17 protein-coding genes and 1 pseudogene are annotated in these 18,124 nt (G+C 36.2%); 6 read left to right on the plus strand and 12 right to left on the minus strand.

The window, feature by feature from the left end; all coding sequences use genetic code 11:
* Nucleotides 1–30 precede the first annotated feature (30 nt).
* The 5 genes from ligA to IPH52_00825 form a co-directional block, all read right to left on the minus strand.
* The gene (ligA, locus tag IPH52_00805) at nucleotides 31–2,025 is read right to left on the minus strand and encodes an NAD-dependent DNA ligase LigA (protein ID MBK7053580.1); all 1,995 of its coding nucleotides are present in this window, start codon (nucleotides 2,023–2,025) and stop codon (nucleotides 31–33) included.
* A gap of 59 nt (nucleotides 2,026–2,084) precedes the next feature.
* Nucleotides 2,085–2,840, minus strand: a complete 756-nt coding sequence (locus IPH52_00810; GenBank protein MBK7053581.1) for a sulfite exporter TauE/SafE family protein — start codon at nucleotides 2,838–2,840, stop codon at nucleotides 2,085–2,087.
* A gap of 20 nt (nucleotides 2,841–2,860) precedes the next feature.
* Nucleotides 2,861–3,781: an SDR family NAD(P)-dependent oxidoreductase gene (locus IPH52_00815; GenBank protein MBK7053582.1), complete on the minus strand. Its 921-nt coding sequence runs from the start codon at nucleotides 3,779–3,781 to the stop codon at nucleotides 2,861–2,863.
* 146 nt (nucleotides 3,782–3,927) lie between these two features.
* Nucleotides 3,928–5,823: a hypothetical protein gene (locus tag IPH52_00820; protein MBK7053583.1), complete on the minus strand. Its 1,896-nt coding sequence runs from the start codon at nucleotides 5,821–5,823 to the stop codon at nucleotides 3,928–3,930.
* A complete protein-coding gene (locus IPH52_00825) occupies nucleotides 5,816–6,835 on the minus strand; it encodes a GDP-mannose 4,6-dehydratase (protein ID MBK7053584.1) in 1,020 nt (339 codons plus the stop codon). The genes IPH52_00820 and IPH52_00825 overlap by 8 nt, the downstream gene beginning before the upstream one ends.
* Nucleotides 6,836–6,937: 102 nt before the next feature.
* Between IPH52_00825 and sppA the strand changes: the two genes are divergently transcribed.
* The 4 genes from sppA to IPH52_00845 all read left to right on the plus strand — a co-directional run bounded on the left by sppA (nucleotide 6,938) and on the right by IPH52_00845 (nucleotide 10,090).
* The gene (sppA, locus tag IPH52_00830) at nucleotides 6,938–7,909 is read left to right on the plus strand and encodes a signal peptide peptidase SppA (GenBank protein ID MBK7053585.1); all 972 of its coding nucleotides are present in this window, start codon (nucleotides 6,938–6,940) and stop codon (nucleotides 7,907–7,909) included.
* 8 nt (nucleotides 7,910–7,917) lie between these two features.
* The gene (locus IPH52_00835; protein ID MBK7053586.1) at nucleotides 7,918–8,499 is read left to right on the plus strand and encodes a hypothetical protein; all 582 of its coding nucleotides are present in this window, start codon (nucleotides 7,918–7,920) and stop codon (nucleotides 8,497–8,499) included.
* An 18-nt stretch (nucleotides 8,500–8,517) separates the two neighbouring features.
* Complete coding sequence (gene surE, locus IPH52_00840; protein ID MBK7053587.1) at nucleotides 8,518–9,258, plus strand: 5'/3'-nucleotidase SurE; 741 nt, start codon at nucleotides 8,518–8,520, stop codon at nucleotides 9,256–9,258.
* A gap of 97 nt (nucleotides 9,259–9,355) precedes the next feature.
* On the plus strand, nucleotides 9,356–10,090 hold the full coding sequence (locus tag IPH52_00845) for a class I SAM-dependent methyltransferase (protein ID MBK7053588.1): 735 nt from the start codon (nucleotides 9,356–9,358) through the stop codon (nucleotides 10,088–10,090).
* Nucleotides 10,091–10,104: 14 nt separating this feature from the next.
* Here the strand turns inward: IPH52_00845 and IPH52_00850 are convergent, their stop codons facing one another.
* Nucleotides 10,105–11,430: a DUF1566 domain-containing protein gene (locus IPH52_00850; GenBank protein ID MBK7053589.1), complete on the minus strand. Its 1,326-nt coding sequence runs from the start codon at nucleotides 11,428–11,430 to the stop codon at nucleotides 10,105–10,107.
* A gap of 197 nt (nucleotides 11,431–11,627) precedes the next feature.
* Entirely contained in the window at nucleotides 11,628–12,110 is a 483-nt protein-coding gene (locus IPH52_00855; GenBank protein ID MBK7053590.1) for a hypothetical protein, read from the minus strand.
* A 60-nt stretch (nucleotides 12,111–12,170) separates the two neighbouring features.
* Between IPH52_00855 and IPH52_00860 the strand changes: the two genes are divergently transcribed.
* On the plus strand, nucleotides 12,171–13,211 hold the full coding sequence (locus IPH52_00860; protein MBK7053591.1) for an MBL fold metallo-hydrolase: 1,041 nt from the start codon (nucleotides 12,171–12,173) through the stop codon (nucleotides 13,209–13,211).
* Between the two features lie 65 nt (nucleotides 13,212–13,276).
* Nucleotides 13,277–13,546 carry a hypothetical protein gene (locus IPH52_00865; GenBank protein ID MBK7053592.1) on the plus strand — a complete coding sequence of 90 codons (270 nt, stop codon included), beginning with the start codon at nucleotides 13,277–13,279 and terminating at the stop codon, nucleotides 13,544–13,546.
* 69 nt (nucleotides 13,547–13,615) lie between these two features.
* Here the strand turns inward: IPH52_00865 and IPH52_00870 are convergent, their stop codons facing one another.
* The 5 genes and pseudogenes from IPH52_00870 to IPH52_00890 all read right to left on the minus strand — a co-directional run bounded on the left by IPH52_00870 (nucleotide 13,616) and on the right by IPH52_00890 (nucleotide 18,122).
* The gene (locus IPH52_00870; protein MBK7053593.1) at nucleotides 13,616–14,536 is read right to left on the minus strand and encodes a branched-chain amino acid transaminase; all 921 of its coding nucleotides are present in this window, start codon (nucleotides 14,534–14,536) and stop codon (nucleotides 13,616–13,618) included.
* 138 nt (nucleotides 14,537–14,674) lie between these two features.
* A complete protein-coding gene (locus IPH52_00875; GenBank protein ID MBK7053594.1) occupies nucleotides 14,675–15,778 on the minus strand; it encodes a hypothetical protein in 1,104 nt (367 codons plus the stop codon).
* Between the two features lie 127 nt (nucleotides 15,779–15,905).
* Nucleotides 15,906–16,584 (minus strand): annotated as a pseudogene (locus IPH52_00880) (leucyl/phenylalanyl-tRNA--protein transferase).
* Between the two features lie 47 nt (nucleotides 16,585–16,631).
* Nucleotides 16,632–17,798: a CapA family protein gene (locus IPH52_00885; protein MBK7053595.1), complete on the minus strand. Its 1,167-nt coding sequence runs from the start codon at nucleotides 17,796–17,798 to the stop codon at nucleotides 16,632–16,634.
* A gap of 30 nt (nucleotides 17,799–17,828) precedes the next feature.
* The gene (locus IPH52_00890; protein MBK7053596.1) at nucleotides 17,829–18,122 is read right to left on the minus strand and encodes a hypothetical protein; all 294 of its coding nucleotides are present in this window, start codon (nucleotides 18,120–18,122) and stop codon (nucleotides 17,829–17,831) included.
* Nucleotides 18,123–18,124 lie beyond the last annotated feature (2 nt).

Raw genomic sequence — 18,124 nt, forward strand, 5'->3', positions numbered from 1 at the left:
TTAGCCGTTCATTGAGACTTTAAGCGAAGCCTATTTTATTCCCGCGCTTTTTAGGATCGCAAGGAATTCGTCTTCGCTAACAACCTTTACTCCAAGCTCGATTGCCTTTTCGAGTTTGGAGCCTGCTCCTTCCCCCGCCAGTAAATGAGTCGTCTTCGATGACACAGAAGAAACTTTTCTTCCACCATGATGTAAAATCAAATCCATCGCCTTGTCTCTTGGTTGAAAGTTCTGGAAACTCCCCGTTACACACCAACTCTGATCCAAGAAAGGTTGATTGTCCGATTTTTCGACAAGCTTTCCTTTAAAATTAAGACCCAATTTTTTTAAAGTCTCGATTAGGGCTAATACCTCTTTGTCTCTAAACACAATCAGTAGTGACTCAACCGTGCGCGGACCAAGTCCATGGATATCCATCAATTCATCTTCTGCTGTTTTGCTTTTGACCAGACTAATGATCTTATCCACATCATCATATCCGCTTTCAATTAGAAGCTCAGTCACTTTATGTCCGACTTCCGAAAAACCAAGAGAAGGAAGCAATACTTTAAAATCTTTTTGTTTAGAAGCCTCGATGCCTTTTAAAATAATATCTACACTCTTTCTTCCAAATCCATCAATTTCTTTTAGTTCTTCTGCTCTCTTGTGTAAATTATACAAATCGGGGATACTCTTTATAAACCCCAAGTCATATAGATTCTGAATTTGCTTTTCGCCAAGACCTTCTATATCCATTTGTTTTTTTTGGCAAAAGAAAATTAGATTATTCTTTTCGCGGTCGGGACATTTCTTATTCGGACAAAACAAATCTACCGAGTCGTCCACCTTTCCTAACTTAGTCCCACAACAAGGACACTTGGTTGGAAGTTTAAAAATTCCTTCCGGTCCTTTCTCGATTACTTCTTCTACTGCTGGAATAATTTCTCCCCGCTTTGCAACAAGCACTCGCGCACCAATCCCAACTCCGAGTTCATCAATATAATCTTGGTTATGAAGGGTCGCAAACTTCACAGTAGTGCCTGCAAGATTTACAGGTTCAATTTCTGCGCGCGGTGTAATTTTTCCTGTTCTTCCCACTGCAAAATCTATTTTTAAGATTGTGCTTTCTTTCATGAGTGCGTCAAACTTATACGCTCTTGCCCATCGCGGCGAATGAGCAGTAGCCCCTAGCGCATCTCGCTTTGCAAGGCTATTTAGTTTAATAACAAGTCCATCTGTCGGAAAATCAAGAGTATCCTTTCTCTTTTTAAATTCTTCTACTCGCTTAATGACATCCTTTGCTTTTACAATCAGCGAATCTTCTGAGACAGGAAGCTTCTGTGCTTTCATGAATTTTAGCATTTCGTCATGCGTCTTCATTTTCCCATAGCCTTCCGGGAAATAGCCATCATAAGTAAAAACTTTTAAAGGCCGTTTCGCTGTTTGTGAAGAATTTTTATGCTTGATAGAGCCTGCGGCAAGGTTTCGCGGATTCGCGTATTTACCCCCATTCTCTTCATTAAAATCTTCAAAGTCTTTGTATCCCATATAGACTTCGCCTCTTACGTAAATTGTAACAGGATCTTTTAAAACCAACGGAATGTTTTTGATTGTGCGGATATTCGCCGTTACATCATCTCCGACTCCACCCGTTCCGCGAGATACTACTTTGTCCAATTTTCCTTTTTCGTAATATAAAACAAGAGAGGCTCCGTCTATTTTCCACTCAACAGAATACTCACCTTCTGTATCAGTCTTTGCAATCCATTCAGTCAATTCATTTATATTATAAGTATTTTCCAGAGATAGGACTGGAATTTTGTGTGCGATTTTTTCGAATTCGTTGTCCAAATCAGAGCCTACTACTTGCGTTGGGCTATTCGGTGACGCATATTCAGGATAATCCGCTTCTAGTTTTTGAAGCTTCTTAAACAGTAAATCAAATTCTTTATCTGAGATTTCAGTTTTATTTTTTACATAGTATAGGTTTTGATGATGACGAATTTCTTCTTCTAGCTCTCTAATTTGTTTTTCTATTTTATTCATAACCAGTCTCTTTGATTTATAAAACTAATTTCAAAATTATTTACTGTCAATTCGAATTTCTACAAATACTTGGCTGCTTGGTAGACAATGGAAAGTGCAATGATAAAAATAAAACTTAAAAATCCAATTGTTACCACTCTATCGGAAAGCCTGGGAAGGAAGCGAGTGCCAAACTGAGCGCCGACTAGTCCACCGAATCCGATGAGCAAACCTTCGGTTAACAAGATATTACCCGCTACTGCATGACCTATACTGGCAGAAATGGCAGTGAGTATAATTACTCCTAGGCTTGTTTGGATTGCTACTTTTATTTTTTCTCCGAGTAAAAGCATTTGGAGGGGAACCATTATTACCCCACCGCCAACTCCAAAGAGACCGGATAAAATTCCCGCCGCTCCTCCCGTTAGAATTGTATTGAGAAAAATTCTATCCTCATTGACTGAAATTTTTTCCATTGTAACTAATCTTCTTCTTAGGGACACCAAGTAAACATTGACGAATAACAAAATTGCAAACAACGAGAGCAATAGGAGAGGAGAAAAATGTGAGGCTAGATAAACGCCGAGCTGTGCGGTAGCGACTGCCGGTAGTCCAAGAGAAATTACTTTTTTGAAATTGAGATTTCCTTCTCTCCAATTTTGAAAGCTACCAGAGATAGAAGTAATCACAATGGCCAGAGAACTAGTTGCAACAGCGTTTACTGGCAATTTACCGAAGAATACGAGCATCGGAACAATAATAATTCCTCCTCCCACACCAAGGAGTCCAGCAATGATTCCAGCTAAGACCCCTCCGATAAAAAAAAGTAAAAGCATTTAAAAAAACTTTTTCCTTTTTATAATTTCGCTACGATCTTTTCTGAAACTTCCCAGAGCTTTTTAGCAAGCTCAGAATTCTCTGCGTCTTTTCTAGGAGTCTTTGTATTACAATCTGCAAAGTAATTTCCCGATTCAGAAATCACATTTGGATTTGTAGCCACATAACATTCCGTAGCCGCTCCTTGTGGAACTGTCTTTAGGAATAAATGCTCTCCCAATCCAAAGACTACTTGTAGAAATGGATTCATACTTCTTGCGAGGTTAGTTTTGATTACCCCCGGATGCACTGCATAGGCAGTTTTCTTTGTTCCTGAAAATCTTCTGGCGAGTTCTTTTGCAAATAGTAGATTTGCAATCTTTGATTGTCCGTAAAAACTCCAAGCGCTGTAGTTTTTCTCTCCCGCTAGATTATCAAAAACAATTCCTTCTTTCGGAGCATTCATATGTGCGGCACTACTCAACATAACAACACGACCTTCTTCAGTTAATTCATCTAACAATCCATTAACTAAAATAAAATGTCCTATATGGTTCGTAAAAAATTGTAACTCATATCCATAAGCTTTTTCTAGTTTAGGCAAAGCCATAATACCCGCATTGCAGATAATTACATCTAGTTTTATTTTCTGTTTTTTAATTTCAGCAATACAACTTCTAACACTCGAAGGATTGGCAAGTTCACATTCTAAGCCTAAGTGCGATTTGCCGCTAACTTGTTTTAAAGCAGATTCTGCTTTTTCTTTTGTGCGGGCGGTTCCGATAATTCTAGCTCCTCTCATTGCGAGCACTCGAATCGCTTCCTGTCCTAGTCCCGAATTACAGCCAGTAACCAGAATCGTTTTTCCTTCTAAAGAAATTCCTGCTGTGACTTCTTCTGCTGTCGTGCTATAACCAAAACCGTTTTTTCCTTTAGGCATCAACATTGCGAGTAATGACATTTTTACCTCTTAACCGAGAATTTATTTTTATAAATACTAGTAGTATAAATGACAGGTTGAAGTAAAGAGAAATATACAGTAAATCGGTAACTCACCTTACGCAAGGTGAGTCAATAAATTAGAAGTAAAACTTGGGCTATTCAGAATTATTCTCTAGAGAAAATTCCTTTGATACCTTCCCATGCTTTGTGCACATACTCTGTCACTGCGGATCCTGTTATACCTCCTACCGTAACACCTGCCGGTCCTCCGAGTAATGTCGCTCCTACATAAACTGATCCAATCCAAACAGGATCAATATAGGAAACGTTATCCGGCATAATGCCTTTATAAAGAATTGGGACATACAGTGCTTTGCCTGCAATCCCTCCGAGACCTGCATAAATTCTAAAATCTATCTTGCGATCAAAACTTACACTTCCACTACCATGTGCGTCTAAACCAACTCCAACCATTTTTAGATTCTGAATTTTTATCATTTTGCCTTGTATTGAATAATCAAGTGTAAGCGATTGAAATTCTGTATTCTTCCCTCGCGGACCTAGGAAATTAATCAATTTTCCAAGACTAAAAATTGGCTTTAGAATATTTGCATAACCCAATAGTTCCCCTTTTTTTACGTCTACCCTACCAGAAGATTTTAAATTATCCAAGAATAGTGGAAGTGTATTTCCATTCGAATTAAAACTTAGATTTGAGCTAAGCAAACCTTTGATATAAGGATTCTTTGTATACTTCGCAATTAGCATTTCTGAATTAATATCTTTTAGAAATGCGTCAAAATGATAAGTAGAATTTTGACTTGCGACTACTTTTCCTTTACCGCTAAGATGACCATAAACAACATCTGCATTGTTTATCTTGATTCCAATATCGGAATTAGCAATATCCAAATCTAGATTGATATTTTTTAATTCATATAAATCAAATATAGCCCTGGCACAAAGAATATTCATATGGGAATAGAAATTCAAATTGCTAGTAATTCTTATATCAAGCGCACGAACAATTAAGTAAATGACCTTATAAATATCTGCATACTCTCCTCGGATATTTAGGTTCAAATAAATATCCTTTGTAAAGGTTAACATACCGTTTGCGCTAGCAATTGCACCAGTTTCATAATAGACTCGAATACTTGTAAAATTGATTTGTTTAGTGTCTGCCAAAAAAGTGAATTCGCTATTAGCCGCAATGTTTGGATATACGGGATAGCCTGAAAAGAGTAATCCACTTATTATAACGTCCGTTTTTATATTGTATTCATTCTTAAATTTTTCTTTAAATAGTGTAAATTCTCCACTCAATGTCGTCTTATCAAAATTAGCCCCGTAAACTAGAGAATAGTATTCCTTTAGTGGTTTAAGTGCAAAGTTATTGATTTTCCATTTAGATTCTATTTGAAGAGAATTGAAATTATAGTCGTTATTTGTATATTGAATTCTGGTATCGGATTTAAAATTGCCTGCCTGATAATTAACATCGAAGTTTAATGAAATAAGGCTTATATGATCACTACCTACTTCTAAGTAATTAAAAAAGAAATCATCCGTTAATGCATTACTTCTTTTTACTACGAATTGAATGGACCGAAATACGATTGTATCTACATTTAAGAATGTAAAAATCTTTTGCAGACTTTTAGTATTCAGAGTCTTTTCTTTTAATTCTTTCTCTTTTTTTTCCACATCAAAACTTGTGGTTAATTCTATTATACCCTCATCTACATTGATCTTATTTAGCTCAATGATGCCGAATAAAATTTTCCATGAAAAAAAGAACTTCATAGATTTTATTTCTACATCAAATCTATTCGTTTCTTCCATACTATGAATGCTGACTTCTTTTAGCTTAATACCAGGAGAAGGAAAGACAATAAGGCTTGATTCTTCAAAAACAATTTTAAAGTCAATCGTTGTATATATTTTATCAATGATGAATTGCTTATAAAAATCCTTATACGAATAAATCGAAATGAATAGCAAAAATAGAACAGAAAGAAAAACGATTGAGTAGGTTTTTTTACTCGTTAAGCTACGCATGGCGTAATTTTTCTATATCACTACGAACCATAATCTCAGAAATTTGTTTGTAATCTAAATTAGAAACCCAATTTAATTTTTCTTTTGCTTTTGCAGGGTTGCCACAGGCAGATTTGATTTCTATCGGTCTGTAAAATTTTGGATTAATACATACCATTAATTCTCCCGAATGATCATCGTATGCCTTTAAGTTCTCTGATTCCCCCTCCCATCTGAGGTTAATATTAATTACCCGAAAAGAATTTTCTATAAAATTACGCACTTTTGTTTTCTTGCCGGTTGCGAATACATAATCTTCTGGCTTTTCCGCTTGCAAGGAGAGATACATTCCTTCTACAAATTCTTTTGCGTAGCCCCAATCTTTCTCCGCATCTAGATTGCCTACTTCTAAGACTGATTTATTTCCTAAAGACCAATTCGCTACATGGAGACTTACTTTTCTAGAAAAGAAATCTTCACCACGAAGTTCCGATTCATGCCCGAATAAAATTCCATTTACGCAAAATAATCCAAATGCATTTCTATAATTTATATTCATCCAATGCGCATAAGACTTTGCCACAGCGTATGGATTTGCCGGCTGATGCGGAGTATCCTCTGTTTGCTGAACCGTATTGGAATTTCCAAATATTTCGGAACTACTTGCTTGGAAGAATTTGGTATGCGGACTAAATTTTTTAATCGCCTCTAGAATATGCAAAACACTGAGACCATCCATTAAACTTGTCTCTAGAGGTGATTTAAAACTTTCAACGACACTACTTTGCGCTGCGAGATTATAAAATTCATCAGGCTGAATTTCTTTAATGCATTTTTCAATCGATACTGGATCCGAAAGGTTAAATTGATAAAACTGAATGTTCCCTAAAATTCCAAAGTGGTTCAATCGCCAGTTTATAAATTTATTTACGTCTCTTACGCCACCATAAACTTTGTAACCCTTTGAAAGTAATAGCTTTGCTAGCCATGCACCGTCTTGGCCTGAGATGCCTGAGATAAAAACTTTCTTCATAACTTAGTTTAAGCTAAAATAATAAGTAAAATGTCAGCGTAAATAAAAATATTTAATTTGCGCTGATTCGCTAATTTTTAGAGTGACTACTAGGAAGAGGCAATGAATACAAATAGAACTATTTTGCTGTTTATTTTAATTTTTACTTTCACATCAACCATTTTAGGTATGATGCATATCGCAATTCAGTCAAAATCAAAAATTACAAAAACAGGAAACATGAATGTTTTCAAAAATACTTTAGAATCAGCAGTTCTTGTAAAAGTGGAAGGAGAGATTCATTCTGGAAAATCTACTTACCAATCCACAGGCGCTGATACAGTTCTAGATAAACTGAGAGAAATTGAAGATAACAATGACATCAAAGGAGTCTTAATCGAAATCAATTCTCCCGGCGGCACTGTGGGAGCTTCCCAAGAAATCTTCGAGCAACTCATGTATCTGAGAGAAAAGAAAAATAAAAAAGTTGTCGTCTCCATGAAAGACCTCGCTGCATCCGGCGGCTATTATATAGCAAGTGCGGCTGATTATATTTATACGGAAGCGGGAACAATCACCGGCTCCATCGGGGTAATTACTGTTAGCCCAAACATTTCCGGTCTATTAAAAAAATATTCTGTTGAAATGCGAGTCTACAAAGCAGGCAAATACAAAGACATTCTTTCCATGTTCAAAGATTCCACTGAAGAAGAAGTTGCTATCATAGAAGGATTACTTTCCGACACTTACAATCGTTTCATTGCAGATGTAGCACGCGGAAGGAAGAAAAAAGTTTCGACGATAGAAAAGTTAGCAGAAGGTAAAATTTATTCAGGAGAAGCTGCGGTTAAAAACAAATTAGCCGATGAAATTGGCGGGCGAAGAGAAGCGATGAGCAAATTAACGGAATTATGCGGAGTCAGTCATTTGAATCTACTTGAAGATGAAGAATCTCCTTTTGATAGATTGTTTAATATCATGGGAACAAAGTTAAATTCCATTTCTGGATTCGGAGGACAAAATACTTTTAGCATCAAGCATTTAAAGTCTCCCATTCTATTAATAATGCCGTCTGCTTTTAGCATTCAGGAATAAGAGGATTCATGAATACATTTCTTGAAACGATAACAGATTTATTCTTGGATAGAGAAGAATTTCTAAAAGCCTTTAGTCCGCTCAATAAAACTACTAAGTTCATTGAATTCTTTTGCATTCTATTTGGCTCAATATCTCTTTCTATGTCTGCCATTTTGATAAACCCTCCTTATACTAGCGGTTATATTGCATTAATCGCTTTACTCACGATGGGAAATTATTTCTTCTTATCTCTTTTATCTTCTTTTCTTTCTTATTCGATTGATTTTAAAGCAAAGAATCTAATTAAAACAGGAGACTTTCCAAGCTTGATTTCTTCTGCTCGCACAATCAATATCGTTTATATTTTTGCCTGTCCTGTTGCAATTGTTTTTAGTTATGTAGGCATAACGTCATTTTCCGCATTCCTTGGAATATTACTTATAACCGTTAGTTCTTATATTTGGATTTTTTCTGGATACGCGAATGAAATTTATGGAATGGGTGGATATAGAACCTTTAAGACAATCGTCGGTTCTATGTTCTTTCTTTTGTATATCCCATTTATGATATTGTTTTATTTTCTCATGAATCTCAGTGTTATTATTTGAAAAATTAGGTGGTTAATAGTGAATATACTCATAACAAACGATGATGGAATTACAAGCCTCGGTATCCATGCTCTTAAAAAAGCTCTTTCAAAAAAACATAACGTTTTCTTAATTTGTCCCGCAAAAGAAAGGTCAGCAACTTCACAAGCGCTTACAATCTTTCATAGAATCCATGTAGAGAAATTAGAAGATACAACGTATACCGTAGACGGTTTTCCTACTGATTGTGTAAACATAGGATTCTTTGGAAATATTTTTCCTGAAATTGATATGGTTATTTCTGGAATCAATCGTGGTGTTAATATGGGGCACGATGTTCATTATTCGGGAACTGTTGGAGCAGCGAGACATGGAGCGGTTCATCAGCGTTATTCGCTTGCAGTAAGCTCCGGGAACAGAGACGACCACTACGAATTTGAAAGAGAAGCCGAATTTATAAATCATTTTATCGAAGAAAAACTATCTTGTTTAAAGAAAGGAATCGTGTATAATATTAATTTTCCGCTAGAATTTTCAAAAGAGTTATCAGAAATTAAACTCACTAAATTAGGGCAGAGAACTTATTCTGATCGCTATGAAATCGCGCATATCAAAGACAATGTATATCATTACTTCTTAGCACTTACTGAGCTTGGATTTATAAATTCTGCTGGTTCTGACTTTGAATCATACACTAAGGGCTACGTAACATTAACCCCTATCACACTCTACACAACAGATAACGATGAATTCAATCACCTACAGAAGACATTTTACTAAGTATAGACTCAACAGGCTTAAGATGATCGCAAAAACTACTATATACAAAAATACATCGGTGTTCATCGGTGTTCATCGGTGGTAATCTTTTAAAAGTATGCAAAACGCTAAGCCCTATGCAAAGTTCGCTGAAGTCTATGACCATGTAATGGGTCATATTGATTTTAAAAAATGGGCTTTGTTTATTTTAAAGTCGAGCTTTCCTGATAAAATTCCTGCGCGTGCACTTGACCTAGGATGTGGGACTGGTTCTCTGTTTAGATATTTCCCAGCGATGACTTATAAAGTCGGCATGGATATTTCTCCTGAAATGGTTACAACGGCTAATAAGAATTATCCCGATACAGTTTTCCAAGTGGGAGACATTCGAAATTTTAAGTTTGATTCTGCCTTCGACTTAATTACATGTAACCATGATACTCTAAACTATTTGACAGACTATTCCGACTTAGATAAACATTTTACCTCCATTCGAAACAATTTAGCAGATAATGGATATTACCTATTTGACGTAAGCAGTGAGCGCAATCTCACCCAAAATTTCCACGATAGAATCTTTAGAGAAACAATTGGAAATACTCTTTTTATATGGGAAAATTCTTACGATGAAAAGAAAAAAGAAATTGTTTCAAATCTATACTTCGCTACAGACGATGAAAACGGTTTCCATGAATTCAAAGAAGTCCATAAACAAAGATATTATTCCAACGACGAGATTAAGCACTCAGTAGAAAAGAATGGTCTTAAACTTTTAAAGATTGGCTCTGATTATAAAAAATGGTCTTATGATAAAAATGCATCTCTTATAAACTTTAAAGTTAGTAAGAGATGATTGATTATATCAGTTTACTTACGAACACATCTAACTTTATTGTTCGCTCTTTGAATATCGCCTTGTGGTCCAAAGTAATAGAATAGACCATTTGTGAGAGTTGTAGAGGAAGCAGCCGGAGTAGAAGAAACATTAGTTTTATAATTGCTTCTTTGTGCACCGGCACCATGAACATCATAATAATTTGAATTCATATATCCAGCGGCTCTACCAAAAGAAAGGTATACTCCTGATTTGCCGCTACCGTCATTCCAAATATGTGTAGTCGATGCCCAATAATAACCATAATCAGTTGCACTGTTTTCATTTAGAAAGGAAGTGGCTGTGAATTTAGAATCAATAGCAGCACTACTTGTAGTTGCGGGAGAACGGGTGTAATCCACAATGCTTTGCAATTCCTTTGCGTTAGGTAATCTCCAGTCGGTATAATTTGCAGTGGTTGCATCTTCACAGGTTTTCACAGCATTGTCCCAATCAGTAGAATCACTGTCTTTCGTTTGCCACATGAGTCCGGTAGAACTATCCGTGATGGTATTATCTCCATTATCCTTAAAACTATTCACTCCATAGCTAGTATTCCCACTAACGCATCTTACATAAAAGGTATTTGATGCGCCACTTGCTTTCGTGATTGGATATCCCTTAATTCTACCGTCGATAAAATTAACTCCAAACATTGTGGCATCATTTGCCATAGTCGTTGATACATATTGTGTAGAGGTTGCGTATTGACCATCAATCACTCTTTCATTTGCACTTACATCTCCAAATCCAACATCAAAAGCAGTCGTGTCAATGAAGGGCGTAAGAGAAGACGTTACACAACTAGTTGAGCCGGCAGTAGAGCAAGCAACCGTAGAGCTCGCATCTTTTCCGCTAAATAATATCAGCGAGTAAAGAGTTTTTATATCTGGAAGTCTCCATGTGTAGCCGCCGGTTGTCAAACCAGAACAATATGTTTTAGCAGTGGCTAACGACATTTTATCCGTAGTTGTAAGCGTTCCGCTGTTATCGGTATCAGCAGTCTTCGTCCACAAAAGCCCTGTGATATTATCAGTAATGATTGTGCCAGCACTATTCTTTGTATAGCTTGGCTGATTTCCGCTATAGTCCGCATCGTATCCAGTTTTTATACAGGTTGTTGCTGAACCAGAACTAGTGGTGTAACAAGTAGATTGATTTGTATCTACTATTGTATAAGTCAAGGTTGAAGAAGTTGTTGTCCTAGTTGTAGAAGCATATGCCAGTAGTGCTGCTAAGGAAGAATTATCTTTTTTATCATCCTTGCAATTCATTACTGATATAAATAGAATTAACATAAGTAAAATTAGTCGCGTCATAATATACCCTCTCTTAAAAATTATATTATTCAATTAAGATACAAGGTAAAGAAAACTCCAATAAAAAAACATAGTTTAGTGGCTAATGATACATTTTTGTAGACCTACCTTACCTTTTAGGACAAATTCTGCGGATACTGAGTTTAAGTATTAAAGCAATAACTATAGTAAGGCATTGGGTTCCTTTGTTCTAGTGATTAATTGGACTGTAACAATCTACAAGAAATCTCTTCATAGCTTACTTGCAGATAATCAGCAGTAGCCTTATGCCTTGCCTTAAATTGAGTTTTTAACTTCTCTGCAACAAAGTATTTACTTATAGAGTTTAAAAAGAATTCAAATTCGATATGATCGTTTAATACTGAATATCCGCTGAAGGAAGAAAAACGATGCTCATGCCTAAAGAAATTAAATGGTCCTACTTTCTGGATATCTACAAACAATTCATTCTTCTGGTATTCAATATGTCTAGCAATCCATTTTTTTTGAATGCCGGGCAATATCTTTACATTTAAGATTGCCTCTGTTCCAATTTGAGAAATGGAGGAAGGAGCTTGGATAACTTCTACAGATTTATCTAAAGCGACGAGTGTTTTAAATCCAATATCCTCTTCATGAAACTGAAAAAGTTTTTCGACAGGACAATGGAAAATCGATTTACATTCAAAAATAGCATTCATGTGTCTTAGACTGTTAATTTCTATTTGCAAAACTTTATATGTTAAATTTGATGAGAAACTATGAAATTGATTCAATTCCTAATTCTACTTTTATTCTCCTGTAAGAATCTTACAATCCCTATGATTCCAGATGATTCTCCGAAGTCTCATCACACAAAAGAAGGATTTCAAAATCTAAATCCTACAATCAAAGCTAATGGTCTAGGTCCTGTGATACTCTGGAAATTAGGCAATCTTTTTAAAACAACTCCTTCAACAGAGGCCGAAGACTATAAAATAGAAACCATCTCTAACGATGGAGCAAAGATTAGAGAAAATAAAGATAGAATGAGCTTTACCTGGATTGGTCATGCGAGCGTATTAATACAATTAGACGGAAAAAACATTTTAACCGATCCCATCTGGTCAGAGCGGTGTTCACCCATTAGCTTCATCGGTCCTAAACGTTTTACAAATCCGGGTATACAGATAAATGACCTTCCTCCTATAGACATAATCGTTATTAGCCACAACCATTACGATCATATGGATTTACCCACTCTGAAAGAATTAGATAAACGATTTAAACCTACAATATATGCTGGATTAGGAAACCAGGATTTCTTAAAAGGAGAAGGACTTACGAACGTTGTAGAATTAGATTGGTGGGATATTCGTTTAGAGAAAGATTTAAAAATTGTTTTTACTCCCACTCAACATTTTTCCGGTCGTGGAATATTTGATCGAGAAGAAACTCTTTGGGGAAGTTATATCATAGAAGGAAAATCAGAAACGATTTATTTTGCAGGGGATACTGGCTATTTTCCCGAATTCAAAGAAATCGGAAAACGTTTTCCTAAAATTGATGTAGCCATTTTACCTATTGGTGCTTATGAGCCTCGCTGGTTTATGAAACCTATTCATATGAATCCAGAAGACACTCTACAGGCATTCTCTGATCTCGGCGCAAAATATCTATTACCCATGCACTATCTAACATTCGTATTAACCGATGAAGCACTAGATGAGCCTCTAAAATTTACTAGGTCTCTATTTGAATCAAGGCAAATACCGCTCAATAATCTATTAGATTTAAAAATTGGTGAAAGTAAGTTTTATTAGTTTTTTTGTTGCAAAAGATTCTCAACATTATAGAATACGCGCATTCATTCAAAGGAGATTCTTCAATGAAAAAAATTAGTTTAGTATTGGGTTTAGTGATCGCGATTACATTTGCGGCTTCTAGTCTTTCAGCAAAATGTTATGGGTTTAGAGATGCAGACATCAAAGTTTGTGTAAACGGTGATGGATTCAAAGAAAGAAAAAAAGCTAGCGACATTTGTAAAAGCGTTTCTGGAACAGATTGTGGTGGGATTACAGGCAACTCCGGTTCCTGCACAGGACCTAAGTGTTATGACGAAAGTGGAAGCAAAAAGAGCAATATCAAAGTAGATTAATTTTCATATTTACGCCATGCGCGTAGAGACGTAGCGCGCTACGTCTCTACGTGTAACGATTGAATAAAATCAATAAACCGAACTGAGCCAACCCGCATACTCATCGTTATTCGCTGTAACTATTTCAAAAAACAAATCCTGAATTTTCTTTGTGATAGGTCCCATTTTACCGTTGCCTATAACGCGTTTATCAATTTCTTTGACCCAAGCTACTTGCACACCTGTGCCTGAGAAAAATACTTCATCGCAAATATACAATTCACTTCGAGTAACGTCCCTCTCTATTACTTCGATTCCTTGTTTGCGCGCTAGTTCAATGACTGACCTTCTTGTAATTCCTTCTAGGATAGAAGAAGTAAGACTTGGTGTGATTAGTCTTCCATCGCGGATAATGAAGATATTCTCCGCTGAGCCTTCCGAAACAAAGCCACGAGAATCAAGAAAGATTGCCTCGTCACATCCATTTTGCACTGCTTCTGATTTTGCAAGAGCCGAGTTTACATATCCGCCGGAAGCTTTAGACATTGTAGGAATTGTAGTGTCGTCAATTCTTCTCCAGCTAGAAACCATTGTCTTGAGACCTTTCTTTGTATCTAGATAATCGTTTAGCGGCAAAATATAAATAGCCAAATCCGCCTTCACGTCATGAAAGCGAGGCGATAGTTGCAATGCCGAAGTATAGATATAAGGACGGAGATAGATATTCTCTTTGTATCCGCATTCTTTCACTAGTTTCAAAATGATTTTTTCAAATTCAAGCGGATCAATTGTGTATTGAAGTTGAACTAATTTCGCAGAGTTTAACAGACGTTTGACGTGATCTTTTAAACGGAAAATATAGACGTTATCTTTTTTTGCATTATAATATCCACGTATTCCACCAAACACTGCAGTTCCGTATTGCAATGCATGGGTTTGAATGCTCACCATTGCTTTTTCGGCAGGAACAATCTTTCCTTCAAAATAAGATAAATTCTTAAACTTTCCCATAAACCCCTCACATCTGAATATATTTTCAGAATTTTAGAAAAGGGTATTTTAACAAGTAAATTTCAGATGGGGTTTTAATCCAAAGAATCTGAATCACTCACCTTACACAAGGTGAGTGAATAAGATTAAGGAATCCCGCTACTTCTCCTCTTCTTTTCTTCTCATCCATCTTCTTGAAAGGAAGAATCCAAAGATTCCAACGATGAGTCCACCTAAGACCATCGAATAACTGTTGTTATTCCCTCGATTCAAATAAGCAAGCAAAGGGCTCTCGTCTTCGTTCGTTAAACTAACCGGCAATCCATAAAGAGTATCTGTTTGTTCAAGCGACAACACAGCGTTATCCGTAGAAGTAATATCAGTATTCGTAGAATCAGAAACTTTAACTAAAATAAATGTCTTGGCAAAACTATAAAAGTCCTTGGTAAATGGATCCCTAATAATTGCATCTTCTTCTGTAACGGTTGTTGTCTTGGAAGAATAATTGGAATCTACCCAAGTTGGATACGGAGAAGTTTTATCTCTTTGTAGGTAGAGTTCACATTCATGACTTGGAATATTGTAAGAGCCGAAGACTGCGACTATCTTGTATTTTGCGCCGTCAGTTTGATTTTTGATTTTAAAATGAAAGCTTTGCAGACTCTTATGATCCCATCCTACAATGGCAACTTTTCCATAGCCCTGGTCTTGAAAGATATTATCTTTGATAGTTAAATTAACAGTCTGTCCGTTGTATTGAGAATTACTCTGAATAGGCACTTTAGAAAAGCTATCAGAAGGATTACAATAATTAGCTACTGAAATGAAAATCTTTTCGGAATACTCTAAACTTGTTTGTTCTTCTTGAAACGAAATTGTATAAACATTATTGAATGAAAGTTTGGTTTCGGGAATGAATCGAATATTTGCTTCCTTAGTAATCTCAACGCTCCCTTCCATTTTTGTATTGGTGACAGCATCTGAAAGAGAGAGATTTGCATTTAGCTGATTGTCTTTTAGCATTTGCAATTTTCTTTCAAAACCAATGTCTAGACTGCCAGAATTTAGCTGAATCTCAATAAATCCTTCTTTCACGAGTATGTTTGAGTTTGTAGATATTCCCGTGTAAGGTTCATTGGGAGTAATCCCAGTCTTATCAATTTTATTGGCAGAAGAAGTATAAGAACGGTTAACGTTTGTTTTTTTATCGAAGCAAGTTGAAAAGGAAAAAATGATAATAATTAAAAGTAAAATGTATTTCACCGACTTTCCCCCCTATATTTAGGAAATGCATCCATACAAAGTGGTAGGCACACCCGTCATATCATACGATTATTTTAGTTTAATTATAACAGCCTTCCATAAAAAAGCAAATTAAAAAGGAGGGTTTCTAAATGATTTGTTTTTGCCATAGTCCATAGCGAGGCTCGAAGTCAAAAACAAGGAATTTGCCTTCTTTTAGAGTTGTGCTAGGTTCCCATTTATCAGGAATCTCAACGGCTTTGTGAAGGCGGTCTAGATAAACTTCTTTGGGGATTTCGTAGGCACCTAAATTCCAAGTGACTTCATTGAGTTGTTGGGTATCAAATAGAGTGAACCCATCGCGAAAGAGAGCTTCAAACAAATGAACCAATGCCACTTTTCCTGCATCTGACTCAACGGAAAACATACTTTCACCGGCAAAGAATTTACCAATTCCAACTCCGTAGGTTCCTCCAACAAGCTCTCCTTTTTGATTCCACGCTTCGACACTGTGAGCATAGCCTCTTTTATGGAGTTCGGTATAGCCATTTAAGAAACCTTCTGTTATCCAGGTAATTTCATTTACGCGTTGAGCACATCCTTTCATAACCTCGCGAAATGCTTGGTTGAATGTAACCCGATAGACATTCTGACGAATTTTTTGCGAACAGTCTTTGAAATATGCAATCCATCGATTTCGAATATTGCCCGTGGGTGAAGACAATACCATCGAATCGGATTCTGCGACCAGGGAAAATTCCATGTGTGTAGGCGTAATACAATCTATCCGTTGAAAAATCTCCACCGATGGCAACTAAGTCATCCATTTTTCGGAGAGGGTCTCCAAAGAATTTGTGAAAATCTTCCCTTCCACTCATGGCAAAGTATTGGCTCCTACTAAGGAATTTTTTTGGAGATGAGAATTTGTATCCTCATAGAATTCAAGCATAGCACGATGAGCCATTGGAGTCAACTTCATCTCCTGATCATTCTTTAGATATTTTTCTACAGGTAATACATTATACTGATAGCCTGACTTATCATTGGAGACATACACAAATACAGGAACATAACCAACGTCCTGAATCGATATTTGAGTCTTTCCTGATTGCATCTTTTTAGTTAATTTAAAATTAAAAATCATTCCACCGTTAGTATATCGCTTAATCTGTCCTGAGACAAAATTTCCCAGAGAATAGATGACAAGCCTTTGCTTTCGCTCTCCATATTTATCTTGAATCCAATCCAGCTCATAGGGTTGCAATACATGGGGATGACCACCTAAAATAATATCCGCCCCTTCTTGAAATGCAAAGTCAACCATCTCTTTCTGGAATTTATCTGGAAATCTTGCATATTCTGTGCCAAAATGATATGCGACAATTAGGACATCCGGTTTCTTACTACGTGCGAGTTGAATGTCTTCCCTAATACGGTCTTTGTCTATTATATTGACCACCTTATCTTTCGGGATGGCAATTCCATTTGTGCTATAGGAATAACTTAAAAAGGCAAAGTTAATTCCGTTCTTGGTATAAAGTAAAATCCGATTCTTTTCGAATTCTTCGATGGATTTATAAGTCCCCAAATGACTAATTCCTAAACTATCGAGTGTATCAATTGTGTGATCGATTCCCTTTCGGCCTGTATCGACAGAGTGATTGTTAGAAGTAGTCAATATATCAAACCCTGCATCTTTGAGTGCATGTGCCAATTCATCAGGAGCGCCAAATTGCGGGTAACCGGCAAATAACTTGGAATCACCTGGTAAAGTAGTTTCTAAATTTCCAAAGGCAATATCAGCAGAAACTAAATACTCCTTTATGTTCTTAAAAACAGGATGAAAGTTGTGGCATTTGCATTTTGGATCAAAAGCAGAAGTCAATTGAGTGGAATGAACCATAATATCTCCGACTGCGGAGACCTGAACGGTCTTTTCTTCCGGGGTAGTCAAGTCTCGAATAAAATGAGTGGAACAATTCGAAAAGAAGAAAAGTAAAAATGGGAATAAGTAATAGAATGTAAGTTTAATTTTAGGCATATCAGTTTTACCTTGTATTGTTCTTTACAATCAAGTTAGAATGCAATTAACTTTCGTTGCCAAGATTGAGATTTTTCGGATACAGGATTGCCACCGAGGCACTGAGACACAGAGAGATTTCAAGAGAGTCTTTATCACATAATATTCTTTGCTTATATAATTCGGGTTTGTTGCTATAAAACTACAACATAGGATACCCATTGGCTCATTGGTTCCTTCAATGTAATGAATAATGACTTGTTCGGAATCGAGAATAATGTCTGTGAAATGGATATTTTTCAAAAATAAAAAAATCTTTGCTTTGATATTTGATAATAAGTTCATCA

This window comes from Leptospiraceae bacterium (genome assembly GCA_016708435.1).
GTDB lineage: Bacteria > Spirochaetota > Leptospiria > Leptospirales > Leptospiraceae > UBA2033.